This is a genomic window from Sphingobacterium sp. UBA1498, assembly GCF_002325125.1.
In the GTDB taxonomy this organism is placed as follows: Bacteria; Bacteroidota; Bacteroidia; order Sphingobacteriales; family Sphingobacteriaceae; genus Sphingobacterium.
In genome coordinates, this window is sequence record NZ_DCRG01000030.1 from 479 (window position 1) to 16,600 (window position 16,122).

Below are 16,122 nucleotides of genomic sequence, written 5' to 3' on the forward strand. Positions count from 1 at the left end.
TCATCCTAGAGCGCGAATAAAGGTTGTCCAACAAAATGTCAGTAAATAAAATTATCGCTATTCATACAGTGATGACATCATTCTGTCCATACGACGGGTCCATTTAAAGCCTCTGCACTTCGTTTCCCTGCAGCTATAATCGGAATAACACCATTTCCATCCGTATCTACCGAGTAAGTCCTCCCATCAACAGGAACAATCTTCATGTAACCCTGATAGGATGGTACGCCGCCGGGAACCCCTATGACTTTTACACCCGTACTTATAGCGACGAATCGACCATCAGGTGAAAAGGCAGGAGATGCTTCCTGACTATTGCTTGCGGTGACCTGATAAAATTCCTTGGTTTTAAGATCAAATACCCAAACATGCTTTTCATAAATCATGGCTATTTTACTTCCTTGTGAATTTGCTGTGATATGGTAGAAATCTTCTGTTGGAAATTCCCTGATAACCTCTCCTTCTGTATAAGGGGCTGGAAATCGAACTAGTGAATTTTTCCACCTGATGATCAGTGAGTTGTCCGGTAACCAGCAAAAAGGGGTATTGCGTGAAATCCTTTCGTTATTAATATTTTCAAGATGCTTTATCAATTTCCCGTCTCGCGAATCGAGAACGACAAAACCCTCTTCAAATGTTGGAGCAATGCAAAATAAGCTTTTATCTGGTGATAAATTTGCGGAAACATAGATGGATCCTCCTTTTATAGGGCGGTAGTAGAACTGATGTATAGGCGTTTGGTTATCGAATCGCCGATAAGTAAACTTAACATGATCCGCTTTGCCATCATTTATACCGCTCTGCATTTCCAAGATGTGGCGGTCAAGCGTCATATCCCAATTGTACCAGGTGGAATTTTTTTTCCAGATAGTTTTCTCCATTGCGGGAAGAGTGATTGACGTGTGCCCATCATAATTTTGAAAGAATAGATTCCCAGAGAGTGCTATACCTCCATCAGGTTGACCAGTATCAGAATCTTTTGAACAGCCTAGCGCAAAGAACAACGCTAAGAAAAAATAGATAGCTCTTGTATTCATTCGTTTTTCTATTAATTTCAACATACCCTAATTTCAGTCAAATAACGCGAGGTGTCAATCCACGAATACTAGGATTTTTGGAGGGCATATTCATCCGGCTGATGTGATTACATAGGTTTACATTGTACGAATAAGCTTGAGTGCCTCTGTTTTCCAGTCATTGCTAATCGGTTCCAGATCGGAATAACAGTTTTCAAAATTATACGTCCATTCACTATTTTCTGGATCTGGCATATAAACGGAGAGATAGCGCTGGTTATCGCCTTCCGTTTTAAAGCTATAGATCATATATTGCTTATCATTTTCTGTTAACTGACCTAAATAATCAATTTGCAAGGGGTATGTATCCCATTCGGATTCTAGGTATTCGTTTACAACAATCTTTCCAATTTCGTTTTGTGCTTTATAACTAGCCGGTACCAAATGTTCGCACTTTTTAGCTTTCAGTCCATTCATCAGTACATACCTTTGCGATAAGTTGGCGTAGATACTGTCCAATAGGCTTTGATGAATTGGAAGGTCCAGGACCAAAAACTCGCAGGCAGTTGTTGCGCGCAGGTAACCTATTGGCTCGTCGGCGAGCAACTGTAGCCTAAATTTCTGAAGCAGATCTTTTTGTTTGTACAACGCTATTATTTTTACATAATCTGCTATGGAATAATAATTGAAACTAGCGGCCAGTTTCTGTTCGGAAGCTAATTGCGATAAATCCTCAGCGAAATAGTGCATTATATCCGGTAAATAGGTATGTATCATTCTGTAAGCTTGTTGCATTGTACTGTCCGAAGCGATTTTTAAGCAAATATTCAATAAGGTAGGCCGATAGCTGTTGACAGAAAAGAGTGGTATTAATTTTTCCAAATTGTGGGCCACATAGTTTCGCGCAGCGCTCAGAGGCTGCAACAAGCGCCATACATCATAACCGGCATCAGGGCGATACTTGTTTAATGCCTGGACGTACCAACCTAATTGCGTAGAATCTATGTCACATACGGTCGGTAAGATAGCAATTTTGATCAGATCTGTCGTTGTCGGATCTAAGAGTAAGCTTTTTAAGGTCGGTACACTGCGCTCATCATGATTATTTACCAAGCTATAGATTAAAGTCCTCCGTAGGCCATCACTCTGATGATCATCGGTCTTTTTTTGGCCCAGTATTTTGTATATTAACGGAAGATCGTCCTTGGCAAATTTGTAATTGAGTTCCAATATATTTTTTGCCTGTCGTGAAACCAACGTGTCTGGACTATACAGGTCTGCAAGTAGCATTGCTGCTTTTGAACTGTAGAGATCAAAATTTGTAATGCTGTCCTTATAGCGGACAGATTTGATTGTCTGGTCAAGATCCATTTGTTCAATAGCTTCTTGCGTACCGATCACATCAAGCGCATAGGACATATTGCCCCTTGTCCAAATGATTTTTTTGTGGTAGTTGGCTGTTAGTGAATCCCGATATGTATAGGTTGCAGCAGTGATCCTACCAGAACGTAGTGTATCATAGCGGACTAATTCTTCAGCCTGTTTTTTTGTACTCGCTTGTATTTCTGAATATAGACTATCGTTTCGTTCTAACCGGAAATATTTTGGAAGCTTGCTTACTTCCAGAAGAAAGGCTGTACTCGAATTGCTGTCCGCGGCTGCGTATACCTGAACTTCTCTATCCAGTTGTTCAGTTGTATCGACGTCATTTACTTTGATTAGTGAAGTAGCAGGAAGTTTTAGTTGTACATGATCTAGTGTATAATCTTCCCATGCTGGTCTTTTGAAATTAATCATCCGAAAAGAGCTGAAAAAAGCGCTATCCATTTCTTTATTTTCCTTGTCCAGATTTTCTTGCATAACCTGATAGATACGGTTGCCACGAATCCAGGTTTGCGCAAAAAGATTTGATTTTTCCAGCTGGGCGCGTAGGGTTGCACCAATGGCATTATCCTTTTTACAAGCCTCAAAAGATGTGATCGTGATGGCCGGATTTTTTGCTACATTTTTGTGAAGTTCCTTTAGTACCAAAGCCCTGTCAGTCATGGTATAGCCAATCGGGTAATCATGGTATTGCACCAAATAATGTGTTTTTCGGATTCTATCCATTGAAAAGTAACTGTATATACCATACTGGAGCTTCTCATCACCCAGCAACTCCTCACCCGTTTGATAAATATACTGAGTCTTCGGAGGCATTTTGATTGCAAAGGCGCCAGTTTCATATATGGATTCCCCGAGGTGAGTATCTTGCGCAATATTCAGGATTGTGAGGCTATTAAAAAAGTGGTCTGATAGGTAGCTGTCCAGTTGGCCATTGCTGGTAAATGCCGATAAAGTATATAAAGTGTTGTTTTTTAACCAAAACTCCCATTTCGTCAGTATATGGTCATGGTCGGTAATAATCTGCATACCCTGTATACCATTCTTTTCGAGGAGCTTTTCGGATACAATTTGGTGTTTTATATTTGCCGTTCTTTTTTCATATTCCTGTTTGAGAAACGCTTCCGCAGTCAATCCGTTCAACCCGCCGACAAATACTGCTGATACCATCAGTTCTGTTTGCGTACTCAGATCACCATACATCATGCTGGTTCCACCAAGAATCCTTGTCTTATGGACATAACCCTTTGGAAGAGACACTGCATACCCATACACTGAATCCGTGTGAGCGGCCCATTCCATTGTACTGTAGTCAATTTTATATTTGGCGGCTAGGTTTGTTTTTCTCGTCATTACCGGACGGAGCCTATAGCCTTTGAGCTTTAGCAGGTGAATTAGGCCGATGTCGCTTGGTAGATGCGCGGCGCCCACTACGGCGCAAACTGTACCCTTGTCAAGTTGGGCAATGATATTATTTAGCATGGTGTTATTCCTGCTTTGCATTTCCTCGATATCGATATTGGGTGATATGACCTTCCATAGGCTGTCCAAATTTCCTGCGCTATAGAGCTGCATCAGCAGCTCAAAGTGTTGATAATAATTATTACTGTCTTTTTTATTTTTGAGCTGAACTAAACCTCCACTGTTTCTCAGGTCACGTTGATTAGCCATTGGCTCCAAACCGATAATTTGCTTTCGCTGAGATCGCGCCACTCCATAAAGATAAGCGTCGAGCACCGCCGTAATGTCGTCTGGCTTATCGTGGCTAGGATTCAAGAGGTATTCCGCCATATAAGGGGATGCCATTTGCTGCGAATCAGGCATCACGCCATATTTCTTTTTATAGCGTTGTACAAACTCTTTTTTTTGCACATCGGTAAGTTCGATCTTTTTGCTTGAAGGACGCTTGTTGAGTCGGATATCCCAAATCTCTTTATAAAGTGTGTCGGGGTGTATTTCAAGGGCAAAAGCATCCGTATTGGTGATAGCGACAAATATAGAATCATTATTATTGATGAGGCGCCTGTCTTTTAAATGAACTGATCCGAGTAAATAGGAGGATTTGCTTAGGCCGTTTCCGGTGATTTCCCATAAAAAGCTACTGTACTTTGTTTGCTGGGCACGTAAACTATGTCCAACTAGTACGAGACAGGAAATCAGGAGCAGTGATAGCAGCTGTGCAGATTTTGTAGATCCAATAGATTTACACATGTGATTAAAATAGATAATATTATGGTTTCTAGAAGATGTGGTCAATAGTTGACATACTACTCCTACAGCGATTATCGTTTAGATCAGGTATAGAGCTCGTAATCAGATAACGCCTCCTAAAAATAGATAAATTTCTGCATCTGCACAATAGCATAACGAAGTCAGCTGCCCATTGCTGTCATTCGCCAAATTTGCTAGTCATTAGTCTAAAGCTCTTAGGCTAGGGGCGTATTGTGCCGTATAACCCATGGGTGGATAATGAGACAGCATAATATCAATCTACACGTCGGATTCCATGTCATGAAAAAAGAAAACTACTGATTGCTGCGATCCGGATGCCATTGATACTAATCTAAAAAGGCTTTCTGATCAAAAAAACATAGATTCTGTGAGCAATAATCGACAATATGAACATGTTTTAATCTATGCAATTCAACATGATCATTTCTTACAAAACATGGGTTTAATGTTGAAAAGGGCCTATAATTGACCATTATATAAGGTTTCTAGAATACTTTTGGTCTTGAGCTATTCAGGCAGGACATCTTTAACAGAACTAGAAATAAAAAAATACTCTTACCTTTTTTTACATTCCTATTTCCATTCTTTCGTCTTCTTTTTCTATACATCTATCAAATGGGTGAAAATTTTCTCTTATGTGCTGAATTTCTTATATTTGATAGTATCACTTTTAACAATGCCTAAATATCCGTTTTTAATGAAATATCTTTTTGCAAGTCTATCGGTTTTGTTTTTAAACTTGGCACAAACTCAAACCTCGATTAAGACAGAACTCTATATCATTGGCACAGTGCATGACTCCTCCGCCATTTTGAGCCCGGGTATGCTATTTGAAATTATAGATAAAATCAGGCCTGATATACTTTTGCAAGAAAATGATAGCGAGCAGATGAAAGATTACGCAAAGGAAATTCGTCTAACATCCAATGAGCAGACTGCTACATTACGATATCTTAAAAAATATCCTGAAACACGCAATTTACCATTCGAGTTTGAGGGTAGAAATCAGTACCGAAAAGATAGGGGTATGGTCCCGGCTGATTACCTTACCGTAAAGCTTATTGATAGCTTGTATCAAGTCGGTAAGTTAAGTGATACCAATAAAGCCATCTATGAGAAATATAAAGAAGCGAATAAAGCGCTACTTAACTTTTCAAAAACAGATATCAAGACATTGAATTCAGTCGCTTTTGAAACTTTAAATAGATATAGACAGACTCTTCAGCATCATGAGATCCCCAAAATAGCTAATTCCGAAGCAATTTTTGAAGAGAAATATATAGTAAAGCCAAACGGTCAAAAGATATCTTACCGAGATGGTTATCAGCTTTGGTGTAATTTTTGGGACCTAAGAAATACCACAATGGCTATTAATATCATCAAACACGCTAATCAGTATAGTGGAAAAAAAATAGTTGTCTTAACCGGAGTTCAGCACAAGTATTACTTAAAAGAACTGCTCTATAAATATCAAGATGGTAGTTATCGTGTTATTGAATACTTTCAATAACACGATAACTATATCATTGAGCCTTACTCTCTAAACCTTTTGTTAATCTTGGAGCTTGTAGGTAATGACTAGAAAGTATCTCACTGAAAAAACAAAAAGGTTAAAAGCTGAACTGTGCAACGTCAATGAAACATTGGGTATTGCTAGCTATAATATCGTTTTCAAATTTGTGTTGTCCAAACCTTTGTCTTTAAAAAAATCTTTGAGTGGTATTCCATTTATTTTCTTTGTTTTATAAAAAAGGTTCAGTTTCCTATTGAGCTGTTTATCGGGCATATAAATTAACTTGGCTTTTTTAAAATAGTCCAAAAAATTACCGTTTAATATTCCATTGTCTCAATAGAACTCAAAATCTCCAATCCCTTCTACTGCATACCAATCGTTACCTTTATTTAGGCCTGCACTTTTTGTAAAAGGAATGTAAGGTTCATTTATCCAAAATCTATCTATCACTATAGTTCGGCCTTGATTATTTAAATATAAGGTAGTATCTTTTAAAATTCCCCCTTTTAGCATATTTAACCTTTCAGTAGAGAGATAACTTTGTTTTGAAAAATTCCTACTCTGCGGATATATTCCCGCTGCATTAATTCTATATGGCTCTATATTGCCTTTACCTATAAAATAGGACTCAGTTAAGGTCTCGTTGTCGACTAGGAAATATTCATTTTTCCGCTTTATTACGATTTTATAATCCGTTCTTTTCAAATTGAGTAATGGCGTCTCTGAAAAAATACCTAAAGGAGCATAGGTTGCATAAAATATATATTTTGCAGCGGTTCTTAGCAGGCTGTCCGAAGAAATTAATTTTATATCATTATTAACAATGGCTTTCGAGATATTTTTTACCTCAAATTTAGACCTTGTCAGCGGCGTTATTGTAACTAAGATATCAACGGGCAAATTTTTCCCATCGCGCTCAAAGCTTATAAAATTCTGAAATACTTTTTGATTTGAATCATCAGTAATTATGCTTTTTTTAAACAGAAAATCATAAATAGTTAAATTTGGGAAATTGGTACTGTCGGATTCGATTTCTGCATATGTTCTTTTGCACAATAAATGCTCATCCAATGAATCGGTTAGTATGTCTTGATCAAATACAACATATTTGGTTTGAGCAAAGCAGCTACCAATAAGTTGAAAGGCTGATACGGCTAAGAAAGTAAATATGGTTATTATTTTGCACATGATATTTTCTTATTATTTAATAGTCCAAATGGTCAGCAGATAAGGAGTTATTAAAAATACACCTCTCGTTTTATGCTTCACTGACCTTTGTAATTTTCTATTTAAATATAGCTGAATTGAAGCGATATTTCGAATGATAACTTTCAACTCCCCATTTCCGCCATTTACCGAGTTTTCCGGTCTGTTAGTCTAACGCCCATAGACTAGGGGCGTATTGTGTTGTAGTTTTGAATCAACAAATAAGAACAAAAACCATCATGAGCATAGATTGAAAATACTCATGATAGCTTTATTACAAATGAAGAACCAATTATTTAGATGAAAAACTAACACAATAAAATAAAGACATTATGAGAACTCTAGTAAAAACATTCGCAGCAGCAGCTTTAATCGCAGTATCAACTTTCGCTATGGCAGCTGAAGGACCAGGAGCAAAAGTAACCAAAACAGACGTTAAGCTTTCATCAGCGGACTTCGCTTTAGCGCACTATGTTGCGGTAATGACGGAGGGAGAATCAGCAGGAATAGAGCAATTATTCGCGGAAGATTTCAATCAAAAGATCCAAGCCTCCAATGCACGAAATTATAGCCGTAATGCGGTAGTTAAATTATTGAAAAAGCAAAAAGGCGAGAAGCTGAACTGTACAGTAAAAACCGATATCATCGATGAATCTGCAGACTATATGGTCGCTAAGGTGACTTTAAAATTTGAAAACTTCACCAAGACTGATCTGGTGACTTTGGAGCGTGTTGGTAATGACTGGAAAGTATCTAAATCAATCAATTCGTATAAATAAGTAGGTCGCTTAAAATAAAAATATGTTAGAGAGCTATATCTGAAGATATGGCTTTTTTAATGTTAAAATGGCATGATGTTAATCAGACTCTTTATCTGACCTTTTTCTTACACAGCAGGTTTTAATTTGATCCTCTGGATAAGTAATACATTATAAGTGTCTTTTTTATTAAAAACAATAAATATTTAGTTATAATCGCTAAATATTTATTATTATTGCATTAAATATAAAACTTATCAATTATGAAAAAAATGGACAACATCGTTTTTAAAGGATTATTCGTAATCGCCTGGATCATATTTGTTGGATTATCTATCGAAGCAGGAGCCATTATTGTTAATTTGGTTTGCAGTATTTTCAAACCGGAATTTGTTGGAAAACTCTATCAAAAACTTGATCTGTCGGCTATGTACAGGCAGAGCCAAATGTATTTTTACACAATCTATTCTTTTATCCTTGTCATTGCAGTATTGAAAGCATATTTATTTTATCTGGTGGTCGAAATGATGCACAAATTGGATCTGAATAAACCTTTCAATAATTTAGTTTCCAAACAAATTACAAAAATCAGTTATTTTACATTTTCAATTGGGCTGTTGAGTTATATTGCACAAGAGACCGTAGGTAGAATTATAAGAAAGGGCTACGAAGTCGGGAGCTTACATCAATTCTGGACCGATAGTCAAGCATTTATTTTAATGGCTGCGGTAATCTATATGATATCTGTTATTTTTAGCAGAGGAATTGAATTGCAAAACGAAAACGATTTAACTGTATAAGATGCCGATAATTGTAAATTTAGATGTCATGATGGCTAAGAGAAAAATGTCATTGAACGAACTATCAGAGAAAGTTGATCTTTCACTTTCAAATCTTTCAATATTAAAAACTGGAAAAGCCAAAGCGATAAGATTTAGCACATTGGAAGCAATCTGTAAAGTGTTAGAATGCCAGCCGGGAGACATCTTGGAATTTGTAGAGGGTTGAGGAATGAAAGAAGGATCCTAAAAAGAAGACTTCTTATAATTAATGACTATATTGAATATTACAACAATAGACGGATAAAACTCCATTTAATGGAATGAGCCCTATAGAATATCGAGAGCAAGCGTAAACCTGTCCAGAGCTGACTTCGTTTAATCCTTTATACATGGAGCAGCGTTTTTTAGAAATTATTCAGTTTATTAAAGAATCTCAATCTAAAGCTATTAAGGCAGTTAATACGGAATTAATGAATTTATATTGGCGTATTGGAAAGTATATTAGCGCGTGGATTGAAATTTCCGAATGGGGACAGTCGGTCGTCAAAGAATTAATTGCTCTTTTTCATTAAACAGCACGAACCTGAATTGAAAGGCTTTTCAGATAAGAATCTTTGGCGAATGAAACAGTTTTACGAAACTTATCGCAGCAGTGAAAGACTCTCGGCATTGACGAGAGAATTGAGTTGGACAAATAATGTCCTAATTTTTAGTCGTACCAAGACAATTGAAGCGCGAGCATCTTGGTCAGTTGAATTTTTATCTAGAGGCTCTTGATCGACACGTTAAGCGATCCAATGAAAATGCAAGTATTGGTACTCTATTATGTAAAGATAAAGATAGTGAGGGGGTTGAGTATGCTTTGAGCCGAAGTCTTTCACCAACACTATTAGCGGAATATAAAACACAATTACCAGATAAAAAGCTTACTTCAACAAAAGTTATATGAATTATTTGAACAGGCTGATAATAGTTATATCAGTTTTAGACATTGAAGGACATTCATTCATAAAATACCTTCAGCCGCTCCAGCCTCTTCTTTACGAGCTTAATCTTCATCCGTTCAAAACTCATTATTTCGTAGCTGTTCTGTTTTAAGGATACCCGAAAAGGCTGGTTTAGCCTCGCTGATAAGTGTTGATGTGCTTTCGGTTATTTCTCTGATGGAAAAAAAAACTAATCCTCAATCCAAGCTCCAACAGAAATTAATAAAGGAAGAGGAAGAACGGTATCTTTATAGTACCTTTTCAAAACGTATGGTTCAAAATTTGACGGTCTTTAGAAGGGACTCTCTACAAACTTTCATGCAGTTGTATCGTCTGAATATTGATACAGCGAAATACATGTCCGACTATGTTATTATCCTGCACATCAAAAAGAGTTATCAAGAATATATCAAACCTTAAGTTAGCCAAACCTGCAGAGTATGGAGAGTACTGCTTTTTTATAAGGCGACTGAACTCGTAATTATGGATATTAATGTTAATTTTATATGAAATTAACATCTGTTAGGTTAATTTGCATCAATTAAACATACCGAATTCATGATCGTTGGACTGAAACATATTTCCATATCAATGGACGATTTTCTCCTATTACAAGCCGGAGATCAGTGTGTTTTTAGTATTGTGTTCAATTATTATCAGCCGATTATTTATTTTAAAGTCAGACAACTCTGCAAAAGTGACAGTGATGCGGAGGAGGTCACACAGGAAGTTTTCATTGAATTCTATTTAAAAAGAATGCAGCTTTCCGGTCCGGAAGCCATTTTTCCTTTTCTATTTGCTATTTCAAAGAGAATGGCCATATCTAATTTCCGTAAATCGCTAGTCCGGTCCAACTATCTGCAGTCTCTTCAGCACAGTTGGCCTGAAAGTTTTTCGTTGCAGGATGAGTTGGATGGCAAAGAGCTGCAGGTCATCCTGGAATCCATTATTGAACAATTGCCGCCGCAGCAACAGGCAATTTACCGGCGGAGCAAGTTTGAAGATCAATCTTATCAGGAAATTGCCGATGAAGAAGGGCTCTCCAAAAATACGGTGCGCAATCACCTCAGCCTCGCCTCGAAATTTGTGCGGTTTAAGCTGGACAAAATCCTGTCTATCTTTTTTTTCTGAGCAGCTCGGGTTGGCATCTCTTTTTTTTGCAAGTGCATTAGCCATCCTATAGGCTAAAAAAAATAGATCATCTACTATCCATAAAAAAAATATTTTTCAATTGGTACTTTTTCCAGGTTCGCGCGATTATGTAGTTGAAATCGATCCAAAGGAATGAACCAAATTGAACAATACAGCCAATTAATACGTAAATATCTTGCTGATCAAGCCAGCAAAGAAGAACAGGAATTGCTTGTAGGATTAATGGATGATCCCGTATTTTTTCAGGCTTGGGAGAAAGTCTGGCGGGAGAACTCGTACTCTGCAAAGCCTGCAACATACCCCGATCCACATCGAATGTTGGAAAATATAATGGCTGATCCCCGAATTATAACAGCGGCATCTACTCCCCAAAAGACTAAAGATAGTCATTTTAATTTCAGAAGAAGTTGGTGGCAGGTTGCGGCAGTCTTTCTTGCATTCTTCGGTGCAGCGCTCTGGGGCTACCACAACTATTATGCAGTGGATACGCAGCCAAAAGAGCTGCTGTCTAATGTGTCGATCGTACCGGGGTCTGATAAAGCCATGATCATTCTTGAAAATGGAAAAGAGATCGACCTCAGTTTACTCCGTGCGGATACGGTGCTTGATCAAGGAGAATATTTGATTACCAAAGATAACAAAGGTCAAATCAGTTATCGTCTTAAAGACAACTTATCACCAACAAAGAACATTGTCTACAATACAGTCGTAACCCCTAGAGGGGGAGAATATACGTTAAAGATGGCGGACGGAAGTCTGGTTCAGCTCAATGCAGGCAGTAAGATCACATATCCTGTAAGATTTGATGCGAAGTTTCGGTCGGTGCAGCTCGAAGGGGAAGCCTATTTTGAAGTGGCTAAAATGGATAATAAAGGCAAAAGGGTACCTTTTACTGTGCAAAGTGGAGCACAGACACTCGAGGTGCTTGGAACGCATTTTAACATCAAGAGTTTTGGTGATCGCATCGTTACCACGTTAGTAGAAGGAAAAGTCAAGCTCTCTTATGCCGATGCTGCTTTGAAAGAACAGGTCCTTGCGCCCAATGATCAGGTAGTCTTCAATAAAAGCCGTAAGAGCGTGAAAAAGGAGCAAGTTGATCCGTTCTATAGTCTTGCCTGGAAAAATGGAAATTTTGCTTTCGATAATGCATCCATTCAAACGGTCATGGACGAGGTCGCACGTTGGTATGATGTCGAGGTCAGTTACCAAGATCAGCTGCAAGGACAGCACTTCTCCGGCACAATCTCCCGCTATGAAAATATCGATAAACTATTGAAAACAATTGCTTTCGCCGGTGGCGTACATTTCGAACGTAAAGGAAGGAGGATATATGTGCTAAACTAACGCTGATGAGAAGATAGCATATATAACAATCAGGAGCGCGCCAACGCCCCTGAAAGTTTTGTCTTTTTCTCGACATGGATGAATAGTAAAACCGTTAAATTTTATCTCAACCGAATGCAATTTACTAAAAAAAAATTGATCGGACCGAGGCAATTATGCCAGGTAAGATCCCAGAAAATACCAATTTCTATGAAATTGTCTTTAGCAATTCCACTCCTGTTCGCGGCCAATTTGCAGCTGCACGCCTTTACTTTCGGCCAGACCGTCAATCTGAAGCGGAACAATGTCAAGGTGAGTGCTGTCTTGAAAGAACTGCAGAAGCAAAGTGGATACAATATTTTTTACAACGAATCGCTGATCGCAAAAGACGACCGTATCAGCGTCAGCTTCAACAATATCCCTTTTGAAGAAGCGCTGAAAGATTTATTGAGCCAGCTTCAGTTATCTTATGTCAAAGCGGATAAAAATATTGTCTTAAACAAAAGACCGGATCAGGCAGTTCGTCAAGCGTCCGCTATGGCGGCTCCGCAGCTGTACCCAGTCAAAGGATTTGTCAAAGACGATCAGGGCCGACACTTAGACAATGTTACAATCAGCGAAAAAGGCAAAAAGGAGAAAACGCTCAGTCGTGAGGATGGCAGCTTTCAGATCCAGGTCAGTAGCCGTGATGCCATACTTGTATTTACCATGGTCGGCTATCAGCCACTGGAAATGGCGCTCGCACAGCAGTCTACATTGCATGTAACCATGAAACCGGCCATCAATGCAATGGAGGAGGTGGTCGTCGTGGGCTATGGCGTGCAAAAAAAAGCCAATCTGACGGGGGCCGTGTCGCAGGTCAATGGGGAGGATATCGCATTGCGTCCAAGTCCAAATATAGCAGGTACGCTCCAGGGGCTTATGCCGGGCTTAAATATCCAGCTCAACAATGGCGATCCATCCAAGACACCAGACATCAATGTGCGGGGATTCAATTCCATTAATGAGGGCGGCCCGCTGGTATTGATCGATGGGATCGAAGGGAATATCACACGGGTTAACCCCAATGATATTGAAAGTGTTTCTGTCCTGAAAGATGCCGCTTCGGCGGCCATTTATGGAGCCCGTGGTGCTTTTGGAGTCATCTTGGTCACCACAAAAAAAGGAAAGGCAGGAACAGTTAAGGTCGATTATGTCAATAATTTTGCCTGGACTACACCCGCCTCCCGTACCGATTATATTTCCGATCCCTATGTCTATGGGAAAACCGTAGATGCCGCACTGTACGGTTATAACGGCAGTTCCTATACACGTTACAATCCAATGGACTGGGAAGCGATCAAAATGGTGGCTGCAGGTGAGATTGCGCCCTTTCATGAGAAGCAGGCGGACGGAACCTATAAATTTTTCTATAAAACCAACTGGTGGGATTACCTATTTAAAAAATATCAACCCTCCAACTTCCATAATATCGCCATTTCAGGCGGCAGTGAAAAGTTGAAAGCTTATCTCTCTGGACGTGTGTTCAAACGGGAAACGATCAACAATATCAATGATGATGCGAATATGGACCGCCAGAATATGAAATCCAATTTGGTATTCACGCCCAATAGCTGGTTGGAAATTTCGAACAATACGCAGTTCATCAACGAAAAGGATAAAGAATATGGTGGCTACAGCAATGGTCTGGGGGGACTTTGGAGTACGACGACCTGGTATAATCTGATGCCTTTCTATCCCAATTTTGTGGATGGTATTCCAACGGATATCGGTGTGGGGACCGGCGGTCAGGGAGCCAATGCAGGACTGGAATCGGGAAAGAGCTGGGAGCTGCGTAATAGTGAAGAGTTTACCAATACTTTCCGTGTCCTGCTCAAGCCATTGAAAGGCCTACAGGTAAATTTTGATTATAGCAACCGTATCGAAAACTTTTCACGGAGCACACGCCTCAACCCCTTTAGTTACTATTCGGGCAACAAACTCAATTATACGACTACAGGCCTCAACCGCCTGACAGAATACCGCTGGAAAGACAAGTATAACGCGATGAACCTGTTTGCGACCTACGAAAAAAATGTGGCGCAAAAGCATCAGTTCAAATTATTGGTGGGCTACAATCAGGAATCCTTTGACCGGGACCGTATCGCCGGGGCCATGGATGATCTTCTGATCGAAGATCTATCCAACCTGGCACTGGGTACCTCCATGTATAGCCTGAGCGGATCAGCTGAAAATTGGGCTATTCAAGGCGTATTTGGCCGTTTTAATTATGCCTACGATAATAAATACCTACTGGAAATAAATTCACGGTATGATGGTTCATCACGGTTCCCCAGTGGGAGTCGGTGGGGATTTTTCCCTTCCGTCTCATTGGGCTGGCAGCTGGATCGTGAGCGCTTTTGGGAATCGATCAAAGGCAGTATACCAACCCTAAAACTCAGAGCTTCTTATGGCAAGCTCGGCAACCAGACTGTAGGGGTCAATACCTTTAAGGAGTTGATGACGGTGCAGCAGTTGGCTTGGCTAAATGGGGGCTCCCGTCTTATTGGGGCGAGTACGCCGGCACCTTTGCCGAACGTTGTCACCTGGGAACGCACCAAAAGCATTGACTTCGGTGTTGATCTTGGGCTGATCCAGAATAAGTTAAATGTTAATTTTGACTGGTATCAGAAGGATGTCGAAGGCATGTATCTTCCGGGCCAGCCACTACCAGCCGTATTTGGCGCCAGTGAACCGCGTGAAAACTACGCCGCTTTGCGTAATAAAGGTTTTGAAGTGGGGCTAAGCTATCAGGACAAGTTTGACGTAGCCGGTTCACCTTTCCGCTTCAATATTGGCGTTAATACCACCAATTTTAAAGGAATCATCACGAAATACAATAATCCACAAGGCTTATTGAGTTCCTATTACGAAGGACAGGTGCTGGGGCAGATCTGGGGATACCATATCGAGGGGCAGTTTCAGTCTGATGCGGAGGCATTGAGCTACCAGAATAGTTTCCAGGATCCGCAATTGTCCCTCTCCAAAGTATATAATGATATTCTGAGTGTATCGCAAAACAGTGAGTGGAATATGTTGCGGGGTGGCGATGTGAAATACGTGGATCTCAATGGCGATGGACGCATCGACAAAGGCGACAATACACTGGCCAACCATGGCGATATTAAACCTATTGGCAATGCCATGCCGAAATTTCCATTTGGTATCAATATAAGTGCTTCCTGGAATAATTTTGATTTCTCGGCGGCCTTTGCTGGTGTTGCCAAGCAGGACTGGTACCCGACAGGAGATTTATACTGGGGATCCTACCAGCGGCCTTATCTTTCTTTTGTACGTAAAGACCTGGTGGATAATGCCTGGACACCAGACAATAAAGGGAACAGGTATCCACAGATCTATCGGGGATACTCGTCGCTGCAGAGTGGAAGGTCGTTGTACGAATTGAACGACTATTACCTCACCAATGTTGGGTTCCTGCGGATGAAAAATTTTACGTTAGGATACACCTTACCGCAGAAATGGACAAGGCGCTATAAAGTGGAAAAACTACGGTTTTACTTCAGCGGCGAGAATCTGCTGACCTGGAACTTTGGCAATCTGACGAAGTATATAGATCCAGAGCAAGCAGGTGCAATGATCAATTATAATTCGCCTGCGAGTGCCAATGATCCTGCAGATTCCTCGGAGCGGGGCCTGCTACGTGACTATCCCATGGGTAAAACCTATTCTTTTGGTTTAATGCTTACGCTTTAATACTTGACAACGCAATGA

At 39.8% G+C, this 16,122-nt stretch carries 14 protein-coding genes; 11 read left to right on the forward strand and 3 right to left on the reverse strand.

Going from position 1 to position 16,122, the window contains the following annotated elements; all coding sequences use genetic code 11:
• Positions 1-77 precede the first annotated feature (77 nt).
• Together B3139_RS16810 and B3139_RS16815 are read right to left on the reverse strand one after the other, a co-directional pair.
• Positions 78-1,037 (reverse strand): hypothetical protein, encoded by a 960-nt coding sequence (locus B3139_RS16810; RefSeq protein ID WP_293884707.1) that lies wholly within the window; start codon positions 1,035-1,037, stop codon positions 78-80.
• Positions 1,038-1,154: 117 nt separating this feature from the next.
• Positions 1,155-4,610, reverse strand: coding sequence for a TraB/GumN family protein (locus B3139_RS16815; RefSeq protein WP_293884708.1), 3,456 nt, complete (start codon positions 4,608-4,610; stop codon positions 1,155-1,157).
• Positions 4,611-5,328: 718 nt separating this feature from the next.
• Here B3139_RS16815 and B3139_RS16820 point away from each other — a divergent pair.
• On the forward strand, positions 5,329-6,141 hold the full coding sequence (locus B3139_RS16820; RefSeq protein ID WP_293884709.1) for a hypothetical protein: 813 nt from the start codon (positions 5,329-5,331) through the stop codon (positions 6,139-6,141).
• A 336-nt stretch (positions 6,142-6,477) separates the two neighbouring features.
• On the opposite strand, the gene B3139_RS16825 is transcribed toward B3139_RS16820, so the two are convergent.
• Complete coding sequence (locus B3139_RS16825; RefSeq protein ID WP_293884710.1) at positions 6,478-7,332, reverse strand: hypothetical protein; 855 nt, start codon at positions 7,330-7,332, stop codon at positions 6,478-6,480.
• A gap of 350 nt (positions 7,333-7,682) precedes the next feature.
• Here B3139_RS16825 and B3139_RS16830 point away from each other — a divergent pair, with 350 nt between their 5' ends.
• The 10 genes from B3139_RS16830 to B3139_RS16865 all read left to right on the forward strand — a co-directional run bounded on the left by B3139_RS16830 (position 7,683) and on the right by B3139_RS16865 (position 16,104).
• Positions 7,683-8,129: a nuclear transport factor 2 family protein gene (locus tag B3139_RS16830; protein ID WP_293884711.1), complete on the forward strand. Its 447-nt coding sequence runs from the start codon at positions 7,683-7,685 to the stop codon at positions 8,127-8,129.
• Positions 8,130-8,371: 242 nt separating this feature from the next.
• Positions 8,372-8,908, forward strand: a complete 537-nt coding sequence (locus B3139_RS16835; RefSeq protein ID WP_293884712.1) for a DUF2975 domain-containing protein — start codon at positions 8,372-8,374, stop codon at positions 8,906-8,908.
• A 1-nt stretch (position 8,909) separates the two neighbouring features.
• Positions 8,910-9,116: a helix-turn-helix domain-containing protein gene (locus tag B3139_RS16840; RefSeq protein WP_223580226.1), complete on the forward strand. Its 207-nt coding sequence runs from the start codon at positions 8,910-8,912 to the stop codon at positions 9,114-9,116.
• Between the two features lie 163 nt (positions 9,117-9,279).
• Entirely contained in the window at positions 9,280-9,462 is a 183-nt protein-coding gene (locus B3139_RS16845; protein ID WP_293884713.1) for a DUF1016 N-terminal domain-containing protein, read from the forward strand.
• Positions 9,446-9,667 (forward strand): DUF1016 N-terminal domain-containing protein, encoded by a 222-nt coding sequence (locus B3139_RS21570; RefSeq protein WP_414711835.1) that lies wholly within the window; start codon positions 9,446-9,448, stop codon positions 9,665-9,667. The genes B3139_RS16845 and B3139_RS21570 overlap by 17 nt, the downstream gene beginning before the upstream one ends.
• A complete protein-coding gene (locus tag B3139_RS21575; protein ID WP_414711836.1) occupies positions 9,618-9,839 on the forward strand; it encodes a PDDEXK nuclease domain-containing protein in 222 nt (73 codons plus the stop codon). The genes B3139_RS21570 and B3139_RS21575 overlap by 50 nt, the downstream gene beginning before the upstream one ends.
• A 214-nt stretch (positions 9,840-10,053) precedes the next feature.
• The gene (locus B3139_RS16850; RefSeq protein WP_293884714.1) at positions 10,054-10,296 is read left to right on the forward strand and encodes a hypothetical protein; all 243 of its coding nucleotides are present in this window, start codon (positions 10,054-10,056) and stop codon (positions 10,294-10,296) included.
• A 138-nt stretch (positions 10,297-10,434) separates the two neighbouring features.
• Complete coding sequence (locus B3139_RS16855) at positions 10,435-11,007, forward strand: RNA polymerase sigma factor (protein WP_293884715.1); 573 nt, start codon at positions 10,435-10,437, stop codon at positions 11,005-11,007.
• 153 nt (positions 11,008-11,160) lie between these two features.
• Complete coding sequence (locus B3139_RS16860; RefSeq protein WP_293884716.1) at positions 11,161-12,372, forward strand: FecR family protein; 1,212 nt, start codon at positions 11,161-11,163, stop codon at positions 12,370-12,372.
• A gap of 189 nt (positions 12,373-12,561) precedes the next feature.
• Positions 12,562-16,104, forward strand: coding sequence for a TonB-dependent receptor (locus B3139_RS16865; RefSeq protein WP_293884717.1), 3,543 nt, complete (start codon positions 12,562-12,564; stop codon positions 16,102-16,104).
• Positions 16,105-16,122: the final 18 nt, after the last annotated feature.

What these genes read in the sequence shown, in the direction of transcription:
- B3139_RS16815 (WP_293884708.1), bottom strand. Translation starts at nt 4,610, where the DNA reads ATGTGTAAATCTATTGGATCTACAAAATCTGCACAGCTGCTATCACTG.
- B3139_RS16845 (WP_293884713.1), top strand. Translation starts at nt 9,280, where the DNA reads ATGGAGCAGCGTTTTTTAGAAATTATTCAGTTTATTAAAGAATCTCAA.
- B3139_RS16835 (WP_293884712.1), top strand. Translation starts at nt 8,372, where the DNA reads ATGAAAAAAATGGACAACATCGTTTTTAAAGGATTATTCGTAATCGCC.
- B3139_RS16865 (WP_293884717.1), top strand. Translation starts at nt 12,562, where the DNA reads ATGAAATTGTCTTTAGCAATTCCACTCCTGTTCGCGGCCAATTTGCAG.
- B3139_RS16830 (WP_293884711.1), top strand. Translation starts at nt 7,683, where the DNA reads ATGAGAACTCTAGTAAAAACATTCGCAGCAGCAGCTTTAATCGCAGTA.
- B3139_RS16810 (WP_293884707.1), bottom strand. Translation starts at nt 1,037, where the DNA reads ATGAATACAAGAGCTATCTATTTTTTCTTAGCGTTGTTCTTTGCGCTA.
- B3139_RS16855 (WP_293884715.1), top strand. Translation starts at nt 10,435, where the DNA reads ATGATCGTTGGACTGAAACATATTTCCATATCAATGGACGATTTTCTC.
- B3139_RS16820 (WP_293884709.1), top strand. Translation starts at nt 5,329, where the DNA reads ATGAAATATCTTTTTGCAAGTCTATCGGTTTTGTTTTTAAACTTGGCA.
- B3139_RS16850 (WP_293884714.1), top strand. Translation starts at nt 10,054, where the DNA reads ATGGAAAAAAAAACTAATCCTCAATCCAAGCTCCAACAGAAATTAATA.
- B3139_RS16825 (WP_293884710.1), bottom strand. Translation starts at nt 7,332, where the DNA reads ATGTGCAAAATAATAACCATATTTACTTTCTTAGCCGTATCAGCCTTT.
- B3139_RS16860 (WP_293884716.1), top strand. Translation starts at nt 11,161, where the DNA reads ATGAACCAAATTGAACAATACAGCCAATTAATACGTAAATATCTTGCT.
- B3139_RS16840 (WP_223580226.1), top strand. Translation starts at nt 8,910, where the DNA reads ATGCCGATAATTGTAAATTTAGATGTCATGATGGCTAAGAGAAAAATG.